Annotated in this window: 14 protein-coding genes and 1 tRNA gene; 11 read left to right on the forward strand and 4 right to left on the reverse strand. The window is 30.0% G+C overall.

Annotated elements, in window-relative coordinates; genetic code table 11:
- Window positions 1-11: 11 nt before the first annotated feature.
- The 4 genes from yedF (CAMP5063_RS02850) (at window position 12) to putP (ending at window position 6,748) form a co-directional block, all read left to right on the forward strand.
- On the forward strand, window positions 12-590 hold the full coding sequence (gene yedF / locus CAMP5063_RS02850) for a sulfurtransferase-like selenium metabolism protein YedF (RefSeq protein ID WP_337194788.1): 579 nt from the start codon (window positions 12-14) through the stop codon (window positions 588-590).
- Window positions 587-1,618 carry a selenide, water dikinase SelD gene (gene selD, locus CAMP5063_RS02855; protein WP_337194789.1) on the forward strand — a complete coding sequence of 344 codons (1,032 nt, stop codon included), beginning with the start codon at window positions 587-589 and terminating at the stop codon, window positions 1,616-1,618. Before yedF (CAMP5063_RS02850) ends, selD begins: the two co-directional genes overlap by 4 nt.
- A 138-nt stretch (window positions 1,619-1,756) precedes the next feature.
- Window positions 1,757-5,254, forward strand: a complete 3,498-nt coding sequence (locus CAMP5063_RS02860) for a bifunctional proline dehydrogenase/L-glutamate gamma-semialdehyde dehydrogenase (protein ID WP_337194802.1) — start codon at window positions 1,757-1,759, stop codon at window positions 5,252-5,254.
- A 12-nt stretch (window positions 5,255-5,266) separates the two neighbouring features.
- Window positions 5,267-6,748 carry a sodium/proline symporter PutP gene (putP, locus tag CAMP5063_RS02865; RefSeq protein ID WP_263728581.1) on the forward strand — a complete coding sequence of 494 codons (1,482 nt, stop codon included), beginning with the start codon at window positions 5,267-5,269 and terminating at the stop codon, window positions 6,746-6,748.
- Window positions 6,749-6,772: 24 nt separating this feature from the next.
- On the opposite strand, the gene gltS is transcribed toward putP, so the two are convergent.
- Together gltS and CAMP5063_RS02875 are read right to left on the reverse strand one after the other, a co-directional pair.
- Window positions 6,773-7,963 carry a sodium/glutamate symporter gene (gene gltS / locus CAMP5063_RS02870; protein ID WP_133319408.1) on the reverse strand — a complete coding sequence of 397 codons (1,191 nt, stop codon included), beginning with the start codon at window positions 7,961-7,963 and terminating at the stop codon, window positions 6,773-6,775.
- Entirely contained in the window at window positions 7,960-8,832 is an 873-nt protein-coding gene (locus tag CAMP5063_RS02875) for a formimidoylglutamase (RefSeq protein WP_263661071.1), read from the reverse strand. Before CAMP5063_RS02875 ends, gltS begins: the two co-directional genes overlap by 4 nt.
- 255 nt (window positions 8,833-9,087) lie before the next feature.
- Here CAMP5063_RS02875 and CAMP5063_RS02880 point away from each other — a divergent pair, with 255 nt between their 5' ends.
- Genes CAMP5063_RS02880 through CAMP5063_RS02890 form a run of 3 tightly spaced genes read left to right on the forward strand, consistent with a single transcriptional unit; the run spans window position 9,088 to window position 11,711 of the window.
- Window positions 9,088-9,258 (forward strand): hypothetical protein, encoded by a 171-nt coding sequence (locus CAMP5063_RS02880; RefSeq protein WP_337194790.1) that lies wholly within the window; start codon window positions 9,088-9,090, stop codon window positions 9,256-9,258.
- A gap of 19 nt (window positions 9,259-9,277) precedes the next feature.
- Window positions 9,278-10,597: a BCCT family transporter gene (locus CAMP5063_RS02885; protein ID WP_337194803.1), complete on the forward strand. Its 1,320-nt coding sequence runs from the start codon at window positions 9,278-9,280 to the stop codon at window positions 10,595-10,597.
- The gene (locus tag CAMP5063_RS02890; RefSeq protein WP_133319405.1) at window positions 10,584-11,711 is read left to right on the forward strand and encodes a mandelate racemase/muconate lactonizing enzyme family protein; all 1,128 of its coding nucleotides are present in this window, start codon (window positions 10,584-10,586) and stop codon (window positions 11,709-11,711) included. The genes CAMP5063_RS02885 and CAMP5063_RS02890 overlap by 14 nt, the downstream gene beginning before the upstream one ends.
- A gap of 21 nt (window positions 11,712-11,732) precedes the next feature.
- Here the strand turns inward: CAMP5063_RS02890 and yedF (CAMP5063_RS02895) are convergent, their stop codons facing one another.
- Together yedF (CAMP5063_RS02895) and yedE are read right to left on the reverse strand one after the other, a co-directional pair.
- Window positions 11,733-11,960, reverse strand: coding sequence for a sulfurtransferase-like selenium metabolism protein YedF (gene yedF, locus CAMP5063_RS02895; protein ID WP_133319404.1), 228 nt, complete (start codon window positions 11,958-11,960; stop codon window positions 11,733-11,735).
- On the reverse strand, window positions 11,957-13,165 hold the full coding sequence (yedE, locus tag CAMP5063_RS02900; protein ID WP_337194791.1) for a selenium metabolism membrane protein YedE/FdhT: 1,209 nt from the start codon (window positions 13,163-13,165) through the stop codon (window positions 11,957-11,959). Before yedE ends, yedF (CAMP5063_RS02895) begins: the two co-directional genes overlap by 4 nt.
- Window positions 13,166-13,320: 155 nt before the next feature.
- On the opposite strand from yedE, the gene CAMP5063_RS02905 reads away from it, so the two are divergent.
- The 4 genes from CAMP5063_RS02905 to CAMP5063_RS02920 all read left to right on the forward strand — a co-directional run bounded on the left by CAMP5063_RS02905 (window position 13,321) and on the right by CAMP5063_RS02920 (window position 15,626).
- Window positions 13,321-13,418, forward strand: a tRNA-Sec gene (locus CAMP5063_RS02905).
- A 26-nt stretch (window positions 13,419-13,444) separates the two neighbouring features.
- Entirely contained in the window at window positions 13,445-14,695 is a 1,251-nt protein-coding gene (locus CAMP5063_RS02910; protein ID WP_133319402.1) for an adenylosuccinate synthase, read from the forward strand.
- Window positions 14,692-15,111, forward strand: coding sequence for a flagellar FliJ family protein (locus tag CAMP5063_RS02915; RefSeq protein WP_133319401.1), 420 nt, complete (start codon window positions 14,692-14,694; stop codon window positions 15,109-15,111). Before CAMP5063_RS02910 ends, CAMP5063_RS02915 begins: the two co-directional genes overlap by 4 nt.
- Window positions 15,108-15,626 carry a MotE family protein gene (locus CAMP5063_RS02920; protein ID WP_263660525.1) on the forward strand — a complete coding sequence of 173 codons (519 nt, stop codon included), beginning with the start codon at window positions 15,108-15,110 and terminating at the stop codon, window positions 15,624-15,626. The genes CAMP5063_RS02915 and CAMP5063_RS02920 overlap by 4 nt, the downstream gene beginning before the upstream one ends.
- Window positions 15,627-15,629 lie beyond the last annotated feature (3 nt).

Genomic DNA, 15,629 nt, shown 5'->3' on the forward strand with positions numbered 1-15,629 from the left:
AAAGGTAAAAAATGAAAATTGATTGTAGAGATTTAGCTTGTCCGCGTCCTGTGATAGAGACAAAAAAGGCTTTAGAAGAGTTAAAAGAAAATGAAAATTTAGAAATTCTTTTAAATTCTCAAGCTTCTAAAGAAAATGTAATGAGGTTTTTAAAATCTTTAAATTTGAACTTTAGTGTGAAAGATGTAAATGATGAAAGTATTATTAGTATTATAAAAGATGGTGATATAGTTCAAATTCAAGAACAAAATTTACAAGAATACAATGTGTTATTTTTAAAAAGCGATAGAGTGGGCGAGGGAGAACTTGGAAAAAATCTAATGCTAGGTTTTTTAAAAACCCTAAAAGATTTATCTAATAAACCTGCAAAAATCCTTTGTGTTAATGATAGTGTTTTGATGAATACTGATTGCTCTCATATTGCTTTTGAAGCTATGAAAGAACTTGAAAATTTAGGAGTTGAAATTTATAGTTGCGGGGCATGTTTGGAATTTTTTGGCAAAAGCAAAGAGCTTAAAATAGGTAAAATAGGTAATGCTTATGAAATTTTAAATGAACTTTTTGGAAAGGCAAAGATTATTTCTTTATGATATATAAAGATCAAAAACTAACCCAATATGTAAAAGCTGCGGGTTGAGCTGCCAAATTAGACTCGGTGGGTCTTGACAAAATTCTTGGCATTTTAAAACCGCATGAAAACATTTTAAGTGGTATTAATAATAATGAAGATGCAAGTGTTTATAAGCTAAATGAAGATTTAGCTTTGGTGCAAACTCTTGATTTTATTACACCCGTGGTTGATAGTGCGTATCATTTTGGCGCTATAGCTGCTGCAAATGCTTTAAGTGATGTATTTGCTATGGGCGCTGAGGCGATTAATGCTTTAAATATTGTAGGCTTTGATACTTGTCATTTTAACAATGAAATTTTACTTGAAGTGTTAGAAGGTGCTAGAGTTAAGGTTGAAGAAGCTGGCGCTGTGCTAGTAGGTGGACATACTATAGAAAATGATGAATTTATTTTTGGTCTTAGTGTAACAGGTGTAGTTCATCCTAAGAAATTTATAGCTAATAATAGCGCAAAAGATGGCGATGTGATTTTACTTACTAAGCCTATAGGTAGTGGTATTATTAGTACTGCTATCAAGGCTGGTTTGCTAGAAAAAGCAAAGATTTTAAAAGCAGTAGAACAAATGGGTTTTTTAAATCTTTATGCAAGTCGTATTTTAAAGAGGTTTAAAAGTCTTAGTGCTTTAAGTGATGTTACCGGTTTTGGTCTTTTGGGACATTTAAAAGAAATGTTAAATAAAGAGCTTATGATAGAAGTGTATAAAAATGAAATTCCTTTAATGGATGGAGTTTTATCAATGGCTAATATGGGGATAATCCCAGCAGGAGCTTATAAAAATAAAGATAGCCTAAAAATTTGGGTTGATAATTTAAATGAAAAAGATGAAGATATAGTGTATTTTGATCCTCAAACTTCAGGTGGACTTTTAGCTGCAATGAGTGAAAAAGATGCAAATGAGGCTTTGAAAATTTTGAAAGATTACAATATAGAGGCAAAGATTATTGCTAGATGTGTAAGAAATACTCATAATTATTTATTATTACGCTAATATTTTATTTACAATTAAAAATATATGTTTATATTTGTTACTTTTTTACATAAAAAAATAAATTATAAATAAATATATGTTGATTTTTGTGGCTATTTTTGTATCATAAAAGATATTAATTACTAAATGGAGGAAGAAATGATACAAAAAGCTTTGCAATTAGCTGAAGAATTACAAAGAAAAATAGAAAGTAATATCTCTCAAAGCGAAAAAGAATTTCATGCCAAAATGCAAAAACTTTTAAACAATCCTAAAAATAAAGTGATGTTGATTGAACTTTTAGATCGCTCTTTTAGATGTAAAGATAAAAGTGCGAGTTTTGAGCTTATAGAGCATACTTTAAACAAATATGGTATAGCAGATTTTTTCAGTGCTTTTGAAAAATTTTTGCTTTTTTCATTTTTAAATTTTGGAAAATTTGCACCAACTCTTAGTGTGCCATTTTTCATTAAGCATTTAAGAGAAGATACTAAAGCTATGGTTTTAGATGCAAACCCTAGTGTTTTAGAGCCTCATATGCGTAAAAGAAAAGATGAAGATAAAATTACCTTAAATGTAAATTTAATTGGTGAAGAGGTTTTGGGTGAGGCTGAGAGTGCTTATAGAGTAAAAAAATATGAAGAAGCATTAAAAACAAGCTATATTACTTATATTTCAATTAAAATCACTACCATTTTTTCTCAAATTAATATCATTGATTTTGAATACTCTAAAGATGAAGTGGTAAAAAGATTGGATAAATTATATGCTCTTGCTTTAGAAGAAGAAAAAAAGCAAGGTGTGTCTAAATTTATCAATCTTGATATGGAGGAATTTAGAGATTTAGAATTAACCGTTGAAGCTTTTATGGAAAGTATTGCAAAGTATAATATTAAAGCAGGTATCGTTTTACAAGCTTATCTTCCTGATTCTTATGAATATTTGAAAAAACTTTTTGCTTTTTCAAAAGAAAGAGTTTTAAAAGGTATGAAGCCTATAAAAATTCGCTTTGTTAAAGGAGCGAATATGGAAAGTGAAGAAACTATAGCTTCGCAAAGAGGTTGGGCTCTACCTACTTTTTATAAAAAAATTGACACAGATAGTAATTATAAGAAAATGCTTGATTTTGTCTTAGAGGGTGATAATTATAAATATATTAATGTAGGTATTGCGAGTCACAATTTATTTGAAATTGCTTATGCTTATACTAGAATTTCACAAGCAGGAGCTTTATCATCTTTTACTTTTGAAATGCTTGAAGGTATGAGCTTGCAATGCTCTTATGAGCTTTCTAAAATGCATGATCTTATACTTTATGCACCGGTGTGTGATGAAGCACATTTTAATAATGCCATTGCTTACTTAGTAAGAAGACTTGATGAAAATACTAGTGAAGATAATTTCATGAGATATTTTTTCAACCTTAAAATTAATGATAAAAATTGGCAAATGCAAAAAGAATTATTTATAAAATCTTTAGAAGGCGTTGCTAGTTTGGATAATTCTACCCATAGAACTCAAGATAGAAATAATGAAACAAAGGCTATTAGTTCTTATGAGAGTAAAGAATTTAAAAACGAACCTGATACAGATTTTATCTTAAAAGCAAATAGAGAATGGGCTAAAAATATAAGAACTAAATATGAAAATTTAGAAAATTATGATGTGTATCCGGTTGCAAAAGAAGAAATTAAAAATGAAAATTTACAAGTAATAGAAGTTAAAGATAAAATCAAAAATCGCACTATAGGTAAAGCACATTTAGCAGGCCAAAAAGAGATTAAATATGCTTTAGATGTAGCTAAGAGCTCAAATTTTAGTGATTTAAGTCATGATGAAATTTATAAAATTTTAGCAAAAACTGCTCAACTTGTTAGAGATCGTAGAGGAGATTTAATAGGTATAGCAGCTTTAGAAGTAGGAAAAACTTTCTTAGAGATTGATCCTGAAGTTAGTGAGGCTATAGACTTTTTAGAATTTTACCCACATTCTTTGGAAAAACTAAAAGAGCAAAATCCAAATACTACTTTTAAAGCAAAAGGCATAGGTGTGGTAATTGCACCATGGAATTTTCCAGTAGGTATTTCAGTAGGAACCATAGCAGCACCTTTGGCTGCAGGTAATAAAGTAATATATAAGCCATCATCTTTATCCATGCTAACAGGTTATATGCTTTGTAAATGCTTTTGGGATGCGGGAATTCCAAAAGATGCTTTGATTTTCTTACCTGCTAAAGGTAGTGATATATCAAAATACTTGCTTGTTGATCAAAGTGTGAAATTTTCAGTATTAACCGGTGGAGAAGAAACTGCTTATGCAATGCTCAAAGCTAATCCAACCTTACTTTTAAGTGCTGAAACAGGCGGTAAAAATGCAACTATTGTTTCTAAATTTGCTGATCGTGATAGTGCGATTAAAAATATCATTCATTCAGCATTTTCAAATTCAGGTCAAAAATGCTCTGCTACTTCTTTACTTGTTTTGGAAGAAGAAGTTTATGAAGATGAGGAATTTAAAAAGACCTTAGTAGATGCTGCTAGTTCTATGGCGGTTGGAAATCCATTTGTATTTAAAAATAAACTTGGAGCTTTAGCAGATAAACCAGATGTAAAACTGCAAAAAGCATTAGATGAGCTAGCTCCATATGAAAGTTGGGCTTTAAAGCCTAAATTTGTAGATGATAATCCTTATCTTTTAACTCCAGGGATTAAATATGGTACAAAAAAAGGTGATTTTACACACATGAATGAGCTTTTTGCGCCAATTTTAACTGTAATGAAAGCAAAAGATTTAAAAAAAGCTATTGATATAGTAAATTCTACAGGTTATGGACTTACAGCAGGATTTGAAAGTTTAGATGAGAGAGAATGGGAATACTTCCACACTCACATAGAGGCAGGAAATATTTACATCAATAAACCAACAACAGGAGCTATAGTTCTTAGACAACCTTTTGGTGGTATTAAAAAATCAGCCATTGGTTTTGGTAGAAAAGTTGGAATTTATAATTACATCACTCAATTTTTAGATATAGAGCAAAGTCAAGCTGATCAAAATGTTTTAGATAATGAATTAGTATCAAATTTAAATGCTTTAAGCTTGGATTTAAATGAAAAAGATAAAGCTGATTTTGAAGTCATTAAAGCTATGGCAAGAAGCTATGCTTATCATGCAAAACATGAATTTGCAAGTGCAAAAGATTATGTCAATATAAGAGGCGAGGATAATATTTTCTCTTATACAAAGGTTAAAAATATCGCTTATAGAGTACATAAAGATGATAGTTTAAAAGATATTTTAGGAGTTATTTTAGCAGCTAGTGTGTTAAATATTGATCTTATTTTAAGTTATGATGAGCATGAAAAAATAGATCTTGTGCAAAAGATTAATCAAAAAATTAGTTCAAAAACTTTATTCCTTAAAGAAAGTAAAGAAAATTTCATTAGCAAAATAGCTGATTATGAAAGAATTCGTTATTTTGCTCCATTAGATGTTAATGATGAAATTTTCATAAAAGCAGCAAGTTGCGCAAAAATCATTGCCAATACTAAGCCTTTAATGAACGGACGTTTCGAGTTGCTTTTATATCATAATGAAAAAGCTTTAAGTATATCTTTCCATCGTTATGGAAATTTAGGCATTCGTGCTTTAAAATAAAAAGGAGAAAAAATGGAGGTTGTACACATTAATACTCAAATTGCGATAATGTTTGTCGCATATTCAGCATTAATGCTTTTTATCGGATTTTATTTTTATAAACAAAATAAAAACTCAGAGGATTATTTTTTAGGTGGTCGTTCTATGGGACCGGTAGTTTCAGCACTTAGCGCTGGAGCTTCTGATATGAGTGGTTGGCTTTTAATGGGTTTACCAGGAGCTTTATATGTAAGTGGTTTAGCTGAAAGCTATATTGCAATAGGTCTTAGTATAGGAGCATTTTTAAACTGGGCTTTTGTAGCAAAAAGACTTAGAATTTATACTAGTGTGATTGCAAATTCTATTACAATTCCAGATTATTTTGAAACAAGATTTGATGATGATAAGCATATATTAAGAATAGTTTGTGCTATTGTTATTTTGATATTCTTTACTTTTTATGTTTCTTCAGGACTTGTAGGTGGAGCAAAGCTTTTTGAAGCAACTTTTGGAATCCAATATGATTATGCACTTACTACAGGAACTGTGATTATAGTTGCTTATACATTTTTGGGTGGATATAAGGCAGTTTGTTGGACGGATTTGATTCAGGGTTTATTAATGATGAGTGCCTTGATTATCGTACCTATAGTGATGATTTATCATTTGGGTGGCTTTAGTGAAGCTGTTAATATAGTCAAAGAAATTAAGCCAAATACTTTTTCTATGGGGGAAGGATTAAGCTTTTTGGGTATAGTTTCAGCGCTTTCTTGGGGGCTTGGGTATTTTGGTCAGCCACATATTTTGGTGCGTTTTATGTCTATAAGATCAACTAAAGATATTCCAACTGCTACTTTTGTAGGAATTTCTTGGATGGTTATATCTTTAATTGGAGCTTGTTTGATAGGTATTTTAGGTATAGCTTATGTGAGTAAATTTGAGCTTAGTTTGCAAGATCCTGAAAAGATTTTTATCGTAATGTCGCAATTGCTTTTCAATCCTTGGATAGCAGGTGTTTTATTAAGTGCTATTTTGGCAGCCATTATGAGCACAGCAAGTTCGCAATTGCTTGTTTCAAGTTCAACTATAGCAGAGGATTTTTATAAAAGAATTTTTAACAAAGAAGCGTCCAATAAAACAGTGATGACTTTGGGTAGATTTGGTGTTTTAGCAGTAGCTGTGATAGCTTTTATTATTTCTACTGATAAAAACTCAAGCGTATTAAGTATAGTAGCTTATGCTTGGGCAGGGTTTGGAGCAAGTTTTGGTTCTGTAATGCTCTTTTCGTTATTTTGGTCAAAAATGACTAGATATGCTGCTATTGCAGGTATGATTACCGGTGCAGTTGTAGTTGTAGTATATAAAAATTTCTTAGCAGAGTGGCTTGATTTTCCTATTTATGAAATCATTCCAGGATTTTTAGCTGCTTCTGTTGTGATTATTTTAGTGAGCATGGTAACTAAAGTTCGCCCAGGAACTAAAGCAGCTTATGAAACAATGCTAAAACATCTCTAATACTCTCGCAATATGCGAGAGTAACTATGAAAAAATATTAATCAAATAAGTATTTAAAGGTATTGCAACAATATCAATTAAAACAGCACCGCATAAAGGTACTATTAAAAAAGCTTGTCTTGAAGTTAAATTATATCTAGAACAAACTGCATTCATATTTGCTACTGCATTTGGTGTTGCACCTAGACCATGTCCCATAAGTCCGGCACACATAATCGCACTATCATAATTTTTTCCGCATAATCTAAAAACTATAAAAATTGTAAAGAATAGTAAAGCTAAAACTTGCACAATCAAAGTAATAAAAAGAGGTGTAGCAACAGCACTTAGTTCGTTTATTTTTAAATTTATCATAGCCATAGTTAAAAAAATACCAAGGCTTAATTCACTTATAGTATCTATTGTATATTGATTTAGCTTGAAAATATTAAAAGAATCATTAATATTTCTTACAACAATAGCAACAAGCATGGCACCAACATAACTAGGCAAAGAATAGCCGCTATATTGTGTAAATTTGGAACTTAAAAAAAATCCAATACACATAATACATAATATTAAAAATAAAGATTTTAAAAAATCTTTATAATTTGCATTGTGAATTTCATGCTTTAGAGGATCTATATCTTTAATATCTTGATTAGTTGTGATTTTTAATTTGTGTTTATTTATAAGATATTTTGCTACAGGACCTCCGAGCAAAGACCCTGAAATCAGTCCAAAGGTTGCCGCTGCCACTGCTAAAACTTTAGCGTTATTTAAGCCACTTAATTCTTCAACCATACCTCCAAAAGCTATAGCATTTCCATGTCCTCCTTCCAAAGAAACAGCACCACATAAAATTCCATATAGTTTATTTAAATCGAATAAACTCATCATGGAAATGCCGATAAAATTTTGCATTAAAGCCATAAACCAGCAACAACCTAGATAGATTAAAAGTACTTTTCCTCCTACTTTTAAGAGTTTAAAACTTCCACTTAATCCTATTACGGTAAAAAAAGCCACCATTAAAGGAGTTTGTAAACTTGTATCAAAATCAACTTTAATCTCAATAAAACTTAAAATCCAAATGATTATACTGATTAAAAATCCACCTATAACTGGTGCGGGAATGCAAAATTTTTCTAAGATTAAAAAACGTTTTTTCAAAAACATACCAAACAATAAAACCCCGATACTAATAGCTAATACACTTAAACTATCAAATTTCATATCATTCCTTTACTTAATAAAAAATATGCTAGATAAGCAGCGATTTTTGCAGTGTGATTGTCTATATCAAATTTAGGATTAAATTCACAAATATCTGCTAAAGCAACTTTTTTGCTTTCAAAAATAATTTTTATCGGAGTTAAAATTTCTTTTAAATTGATACCAAAAACAGCAGGGGCGCTTACAGCAGGAGCTATGCTTTGTGAAAATACATCCATATCAATACTTAAATAAACAACTTCATTTTGTTTTAAGAAGTTTTTAATGACTTCTATACATTTTTCAAATTCAGTATCTAAAACATAACTTGCTTTCATATTATCCATAGTTTGAAAAAGTGCTTTTGTGTTAGATAATTTACTTGCACCCAAGCAAAGATAAGAAAAATTATAATTATTTTCTTTTGCATATTCATAAGCTTTGTAAAAAGAATTTCCAGAAGTATGTAACTCCTGAATTCTTACATCAAAATGTGCATCAAAATTTATAACTCCTACACTTTTTTTGTAATCTAAAAGCGCTTTGATACAAGCTAAAGATGTTTCGTGTCCACCTCCTAAAATTACACCATAATGATTATTATGTAAAATTTCTAAGCACTTGTGATAAAGTAGTTCATCGCCTAATTCTAGGGTATCAAAATTTTCAATATCTCCTAAATCATCAAAATCAAAATCATCATGTATAGCAAAATTTGCCATATTCTTTCTTATAATTTTTGGTGCTAATTCACTTCCAATTCTACCATTATTTCTCTGCACACCCAATGATGAACAAAAGCCTAATAATTTATTATTTGAAGAGTGATTTAAACATTTAAATAATCGTTTATGGATAATTTCATCACCATCATTTCTCCCTTGCCACATGTATTCCTCCTTTTTTGTGTTTAATTTCAATGTAAGATATTTTTTTAAATATTTTTATATTTTGAGAAATAACATTATTTATTTGTGTATTTTAGTAGCAATAATTTATTGATTAAATAATTTTTTATTATAGTAAAAAATATTTGAAAATACTGAGGTATGGCTTTTAATGCATTTATGATAAAAGTTTCTTTAAGTTTTATTTTAAAATAAGAAAATACTATATATTTACTACTTGAAACAAAAAGGAGATTTATGCAAAAAAATAATCAAAAAACTTATGATTTATTTTTGATAGTGACATCTATCTTGGCGGTTTTTATGGTGATTGTAATTTTACTTATAAATCCTAGTAAAGCTTTAGAAGTAGCAAATTTTCTTTTTAGTAAGCTTACACATATTTGGCTCATTTGTTCAACTTTTTGAGTTTATTTGTGTAGTTTTTATTTTCTACTTGGCTTTTTCTAAAATAGGTAATATTAAATTAGGCGATGGGATAAATCCTTATTCAAATACTGCTTGGATTTTTATGTTTATTTGTGCAGGACTTGGATCTGCTACTATGTATTGGGCATTTATGGAATGGGCATATTATTATTTAGCACCTGGGTTAAATATTACTCCAAAATCTACAGAAGCTTTAAGAAGTGCAACTTCTTTTGTGTATTTGCATTGGGGTATTACGCCTTGGGCTGTATATGCTTTAAGTTCTATTGCAATGTGTTTTCATTTTTATATTTTTAAAAATAAAAATTTAAAAATTTCAAGTTTAATAGCAAATATCTTGCATATTAATCAAAATATAGTGCTTGATAAAATCATCGATGTTGTGTTTTTATTTAGTACTTTTGGTGGACTTGTGCTTACTACAACCCTTTCTATAATTACAATTAGTGCTGGACTTTCTGGAATTTTTGATATTAATGATGGTTTTTATTTAAAATTTATTCTTTTAGCTATTGTTACAGCTGTTTTTACCTTTTCTAGTTTTGTTGGATTATCAAGTGGTATGGCAAAACTTGCTAAAATATCTTGTATCTTGTGTTTTGTGTTTGCAATATTGGTATTTATTTTAGGAGATAGTGTATTTATATTAAATAATATAATAAATAGTATAGGGGTATTTTTTAGTAATTATGTTTCAATGAGCTTATATAATGATATTGCTGGTGTAAGTAGCTTTAATTCTGATTGGACAGTTTTTTATTGGCTTTATTGGATTACTTACACTCCTGCTGTTAGTATTTTTGTGACAAAAATTTCTAAAGGAAGGACCATTCGTCAAGTAATTTTTGGTCTTATTGTGGGTGGATGTATTGGGACTTGGTTTTTCTTTGGAGTTTTGAGTTCATATGCAATAGATATTTTTCAAAGTGGAATCTTAGATGTTCCAAATTTTATTAGTTCAAATGCTGGAGAAGCTGGAGTGGTAGCATTGGTAAAAACACTACCATTTGGTACTATTTTTGCTCTTTTTTATTTCCTGCTTATGATGGTATTTTTGGCTTCTCATATGGATGCTACTGCATTTACTATTTCTTGTGTAAGCACAAAAATAGATAGTGAAAATCCTAGTAAATATTTAAAAGTTTTTTGGTGTATTATGCTTGGATTAATTCCTCTAGCAATGCTTTATATAAATGCAGATTTAAATACCTTAAAAGTTGCAGTTGTTTTGAGTGCTGCTCCTTTTTTGGTAATACTTGCTATTAGCTTTTATGGGCTTATTAAATGGATAAAAAGGATGGATAATGAAAATTACTAAGGTTGAACCTATATGGTTAAGGACAAAAACTTTTGATGAGTCTTGTGAGTGGGGTGAAGATGCCTTTATATTAAGAATTTATACAGATAATAATCTTTATGGAATAGGGGAAAGTGATAGTGCTGCAGCAGTTTTAAAGATAATGTTTGAGCAGCCTAGTACTCATGGATCTTGTAGAAATTTAAGTGAAATTTTAATAGGACAAGATCCAAGAAATATTAAGAAGATTATGGATGATTTGATTGAGGGAAGTGCGTATTATGGACTTAGCGGAGCATTAATTTGTGCTTTAAGTGCAATAAATATTGCTTTATATGATTTACTTGGAAAAATTTATGGTGTAAGTGTAGCTACCATACTTGGTGGAAAAAGAAAAGACTTTTTAAATGCATACGCTACTTTTATTCCGAGTGAAAATATGGAAGAAAATATTTCTAGAGTAAAATACTTAAAAGAAGAAGGTTTTAAACTATTAAAATTTGGTGGTGCAGGCTTTGGTAATAATGCATTAGCTGATAAAGAGATTATCAAGAATATTAGAGGTGCAGTGGGTGATGATATTAAACTTAGTATTGACTTAGTAGGGCTTTGGAAAAATTTTTCTTATGCAAGAGAAAGATTTTTGGAAATTGAAGAATATAACTTAGAGTGGATAGAAGAACCAGTTAGTGCAAATAATTTTTATGATTATGCAAGACTTAGCGAACACTTACCTTGTAAGATTACGGGTGGAGAGAGTTTTTACACGCTAAATGAGTTTGAAAATTTTATTAAAAAGTCAAAAGTTTCTATTGTGCAACCTGATATTACTAGATGCGGTGGTTTTGACACTATGTTAGAAATTGAAAAAATATCTTTAAAATATGGTTGTGATTTAGTCCCGCATGGTTTTTCTACAGGAATTTTACTTGCTGCTACGGTGCAGTTTCTAGCAAGTACTAAATATTGTAATTTGATAGAGTATTCTCAATCAACAAGTGTGCTTTTTACTCATTTGGTGAAAAATTTAATCCCTTGCAAAGATGGTATAGTTGAAGTCAATGATGCTGTGGGTATAGGAGTGATATTGGATGAAAATTTAATAGAAAAATATCGTATAAATATAAAGATTTGAGTAAATACTCAAATCTAATTTTTAAGGTTTTTGAATTAAAAATCTAAGCGTTGGTCCATCTTGATCTATCTCTAAAATTTCAAATCCGCGATTTTTCGCATCTTGAGGTATAGAATTAATACTTTGTGGGCAATCACATAAAATTTCTAAGACCTCACCTGATTTTAATTCTTTTAATGCATCAATGGTAGCTATAGCAGGATATGGGCATGCCTCACCTTCTAAATTTAAACTATAATGAATAATCATAATTTTCCTTTGTTGTGTTGGAAGAATAATTTTTTAAATTTTAAAACAAACAAAAATAAAATAGCAAACAAAGCTAAATTGATTAATAAGCCATTAAAATAACCAAAATCATTTAAAAGATGAATTTTTATACCATTTGTTAGTATTTTTGGGAAATGATCATAATTTAAAGCTAAGATCATAGTACCGATGATATTGGCAATACCCACTATAATAAAATGACTTTGTCCCTCGCAAGCTCTATACATCCAACCACACTCGCATCCTCCGGCAAAAACTATTCCAAATCCAAATAAAAAAGCACCTATAGCAAGGTTTGGTGATATTTCTATTACTTTGCTAGTATGCCCTTGTAATATAAAAGCAAAAGCTATTAAACAAGCTATGATCATACCTATTAAAGCGCCTTTTATAGCATTGTCTCTACCAAATAAAAATAAATCTCTAAAGCAAGAAGTGAAGCAAATTTGAGCCCTAGAAATGATAAAACCAAAAACAAAACCAAATATTAACGCTAAAGGAAAAAAACTTTCTTTGTTTTTAATATCAATATTTTGTTTTTGTAGTATAAATACAACATAAGTTATAAAAATTATAAATACACCAAGTCCTATGTAAAAATATATTTTTGAAATTTTATTTTGTGTTTTTAATTTTTGATTTTCTTTGCAAACGCGTTGTAACTTTGCTTTTGGCTTAAATAAGGCAAGATTACAAACCTTAACACCTAGATAAATTCCTAAAATCATAAATAAAGTAAAAACCCAAGTATGTAAAGAAAAATAAGGTAAACCTGTAAAGAAATTTGCTAAATTACAACCAAAAGCAAGTCTTGCACCAAAGCCTGATAAAATTCCTCCTATAATAGCTTGAAAAATTCGAATTTTGCTAGCAGGTAAACGCCATTTAAATTTATTTGCTAAAAATGCAGCTATTAAGCATCCTATAAACATACCTATGAGCATGATACCATCAATTCTTGTTAAGGGACTGCCGCTTAAATTTTGCTTTTGGTAGTAAGTGTAGGAGCTTAAATCCATACCAAAAAATTCTAAAATTTCTCCACCCCAGCGTGTCATTTCACCTGTAACAGCCCAAACACTACCAAAAATTCCAAAATAAATAGCACTTAAAATTCCAAGTATAATCATGCCTTTGGAATTATGCCAAAAATTTATAAAAAAAGATTGTTTGAAAGAATGCATTGATATATCCAAAAATTGTAATTGTCAAAACTTGACACTGAAAAACAAACATTATAACTAAAAAATATAATATTTCAAAGTATTTTTACACGCTTATAATTTCATATGTTTAATTTTTGTTTCAATTAAAAATATTAAGATATAATATCATTTTTGGAAGGTTAGCTTATCTGGTGATGGCCACTGACTTCAAATCAGATGAAAGGGTAGTTGACTACTTTTTGGGGAGTTCGATTCTCTCACCTTCTCGCCAAATTTAAGTCAAAATGGAGTTTTTTTATGAGTAAAGCAGATATTGTCGTTGGTATCCAATGGGGTGATGAGGGTAAGGGTAAGATAGTTGATAAACTATGTGAAAATTATGATTATGTTTGCAGAAGTGCAGGTGGACATAATGCAGGTCACACTATATGGGTTGATGGTATAAGATATGCTTTACATTTAATGCCATCAGGTGTTTTAAATAAGCAATGTATTAATGTTATAGGTAATGGAGTTGTAGTTAATCCTGATGTATTAATTAGTGAAATGGCTCAATTTGAAAATTTAGAAGGAAGATTATTTATAAGCGATAGAGCCCATTTAAATTTAAATCATCATGCTTTGATTGATCAAGCAAGAGAAAGACTTAAAGGCGATAAAGCTATAGGAACAACAGGCAAGGGTATAGGGCCAAGCTATGAAGATAAAATAAGTCGTAATGGACATAGAGTAGGGGAATTGCTAGAGCCTGAAAAACTTTGTGAAAATTTAATGAAAGATTTTGAACTTAAAAAAACTTATTTTGATGTTTTAGGTATTGCAATGCCTAGTTATGATGAAATTTTAAAAGATTTAAAACGCTTTAAAGAAGTGCTAGCACCATATATTACAGATACTACAAGAATGCTTTGGAAAGCTTTAGATGAGGATAAAAAAGTATTGTTAGAAGGTGCGCAAGGTTCTATGCTTGATATTGATCATGGAACTTATCCTTATGTAACTAGTTCAACGACTATTTCAGCTGGAGCTTTAAGTGGTTTGGGATTAAATCCAAAAGAAATTGGAAAAGTTATAGGCATAGTAAAAGCTTACACAACAAGAGTGGGAAATGGAGCTTTTCCAAGTGAAGATTTAGGCGAAGATGGTGAAAAAATAGGACTTATTGGTAAAGAAATCGGTGTAAGTACAGGTAGAAAAAGAAGATGTGGTTGGTTTGATGCAGTTGCGGTAAGATATACTGCAAGATTAAATGGCTTAGATACTTTATCATTAATGAAACTTGATGTATTAGATGGTTTTGAAAGTGTTAAAATCTGTAAAGCATATGAATATAAAGGACAAGAAATAGACTATGTACCTTGTGATTTAGAAAACGCTAAGCCTATTTATGAAGTAATGGAAGGTTGGGATAAAGTTGCAGGGATTAGAGATTATGATTTGCTACCTGAAAATGCTAAAAAATACATTAAACGTTTAGAAGAATTAAGTGGCGTTAGAGTAGGTTATATCTCCACAAGTCCTGAAAGAGAAGATACTATCATTTTATGAAAAGCAAATATTCTTCTGTGATTAAGCTTAGAAAACAACAGCTTGATAAAGCAGAGGCAAATTTGACTAGAACAAGACAAAAGCTTTTGTTGTGTGAAGAAGAATTTAAAGAAGCTTTAAAAACATGCGAAAGCTTGACTTTGGCTGATAAAGGTTCGGTGGCTTTGTTAAGATCGTCTTTAAAAATGCAAGAGATTGCAAGAGAGGGTAAGCAAAGAATTAAACAAAAATTAGACCTAACTAAAAAAGAACTTGCACATCATCAACATTTATACAAAAAGGCTCATTTGGAATTTGAAAAAATTAAGGTTTTAGAAAATGAAGAATTAAAAAAAATCCAAAAAGCCTTACAAAAAGAAGAAGAAAAATTTATAGATGAACTTGCTATAACAAGACATTTTAATAAGGATAAATGATGAAAAAAATAATATTTTTATTGATTTTCTTAAATTTTGTAAATGCACAGCAAAATTGCGAGCAGTATTTTGAAGCAAGAAAAGAGCAAATACAAGAGCAAATTAGAGAATATGATGAAGCAAGACAAAGTTTAGAGGCTTATAGAGCTTCTTTTGAAGCTTTGCAAAAAGAAAAAATGCAAGCTTTGGAGCAAAAAGAAGCTGATGTTAATGCAAGTTTAGAGCAAATAAAAAGTTTAAAAGAGCAAAATGAGCGTATACTAGAAGCGACTAAACAAAATCTTCAAGTTATTAATGATAAAACTATGGGGCGTATCACAGAAATTTATGCTAAAATGAAAGATGTGGCTGTGGCAGGTATATTAAGCGAAATGGAACCGGATGAGGCTTCAAAAATTCTACTTTCGCTAGACCCTAGAAAAATTTCATCCATTATGGCTAAGATGGATCCAAAAAAAGCTTCCGATTTAACACTACTTTTGAAAAATTTAGATCAAAATGCAAGTTCGCAGTAAGTT

The organism is Campylobacter sp. RM5063 (assembly GCF_024723655.1).
In the GTDB taxonomy this organism is placed as follows: Bacteria; Campylobacterota; Campylobacteria; order Campylobacterales; family Campylobacteraceae; genus Campylobacter_D; species Campylobacter_D lari_D.

What these genes read in the sequence shown, in the direction of transcription:
- CAMP5063_RS02915 (WP_133319401.1), top strand. Translation starts at nt 14,692, where the DNA reads ATGAAAAGCAAATATTCTTCTGTGATTAAGCTTAGAAAACAACAGCTT.
- gltS (WP_133319408.1), bottom strand. Translation starts at nt 7,963, where the DNA reads ATGAAATTTGATAGTTTAAGTGTATTAGCTATTAGTATCGGGGTTTTA.
- CAMP5063_RS02910 (WP_133319402.1), top strand. Translation starts at nt 13,445, where the DNA reads ATGAGTAAAGCAGATATTGTCGTTGGTATCCAATGGGGTGATGAGGGT.
- CAMP5063_RS02890 (WP_133319405.1), top strand. Translation starts at nt 10,584, where the DNA reads ATGAAAATTACTAAGGTTGAACCTATATGGTTAAGGACAAAAACTTTT.
- yedE (WP_337194791.1), bottom strand. Translation starts at nt 13,165, where the DNA reads ATGCATTCTTTCAAACAATCTTTTTTTATAAATTTTTGGCATAATTCC.
- CAMP5063_RS02875 (WP_263661071.1), bottom strand. Translation starts at nt 8,832, where the DNA reads ATGTGGCAAGGGAGAAATGATGGTGATGAAATTATCCATAAACGATTA.
- putP (WP_263728581.1), top strand. Translation starts at nt 5,267, where the DNA reads ATGGAGGTTGTACACATTAATACTCAAATTGCGATAATGTTTGTCGCA.
- yedF (WP_337194788.1), top strand. Translation starts at nt 12, where the DNA reads ATGAAAATTGATTGTAGAGATTTAGCTTGTCCGCGTCCTGTGATAGAG.
- CAMP5063_RS02920 (WP_263660525.1), top strand. Translation starts at nt 15,108, where the DNA reads ATGATGAAAAAAATAATATTTTTATTGATTTTCTTAAATTTTGTAAAT.
- yedF (WP_133319404.1), bottom strand. Translation starts at nt 11,960, where the DNA reads ATGATTATTCATTATAGTTTAAATTTAGAAGGTGAGGCATGCCCATAT.
- CAMP5063_RS02880 (WP_337194790.1), top strand. Translation starts at nt 9,088, where the DNA reads ATGCAAAAAAATAATCAAAAAACTTATGATTTATTTTTGATAGTGACA.
- CAMP5063_RS02860 (WP_337194802.1), top strand. Translation starts at nt 1,757, where the DNA reads ATGATACAAAAAGCTTTGCAATTAGCTGAAGAATTACAAAGAAAAATA.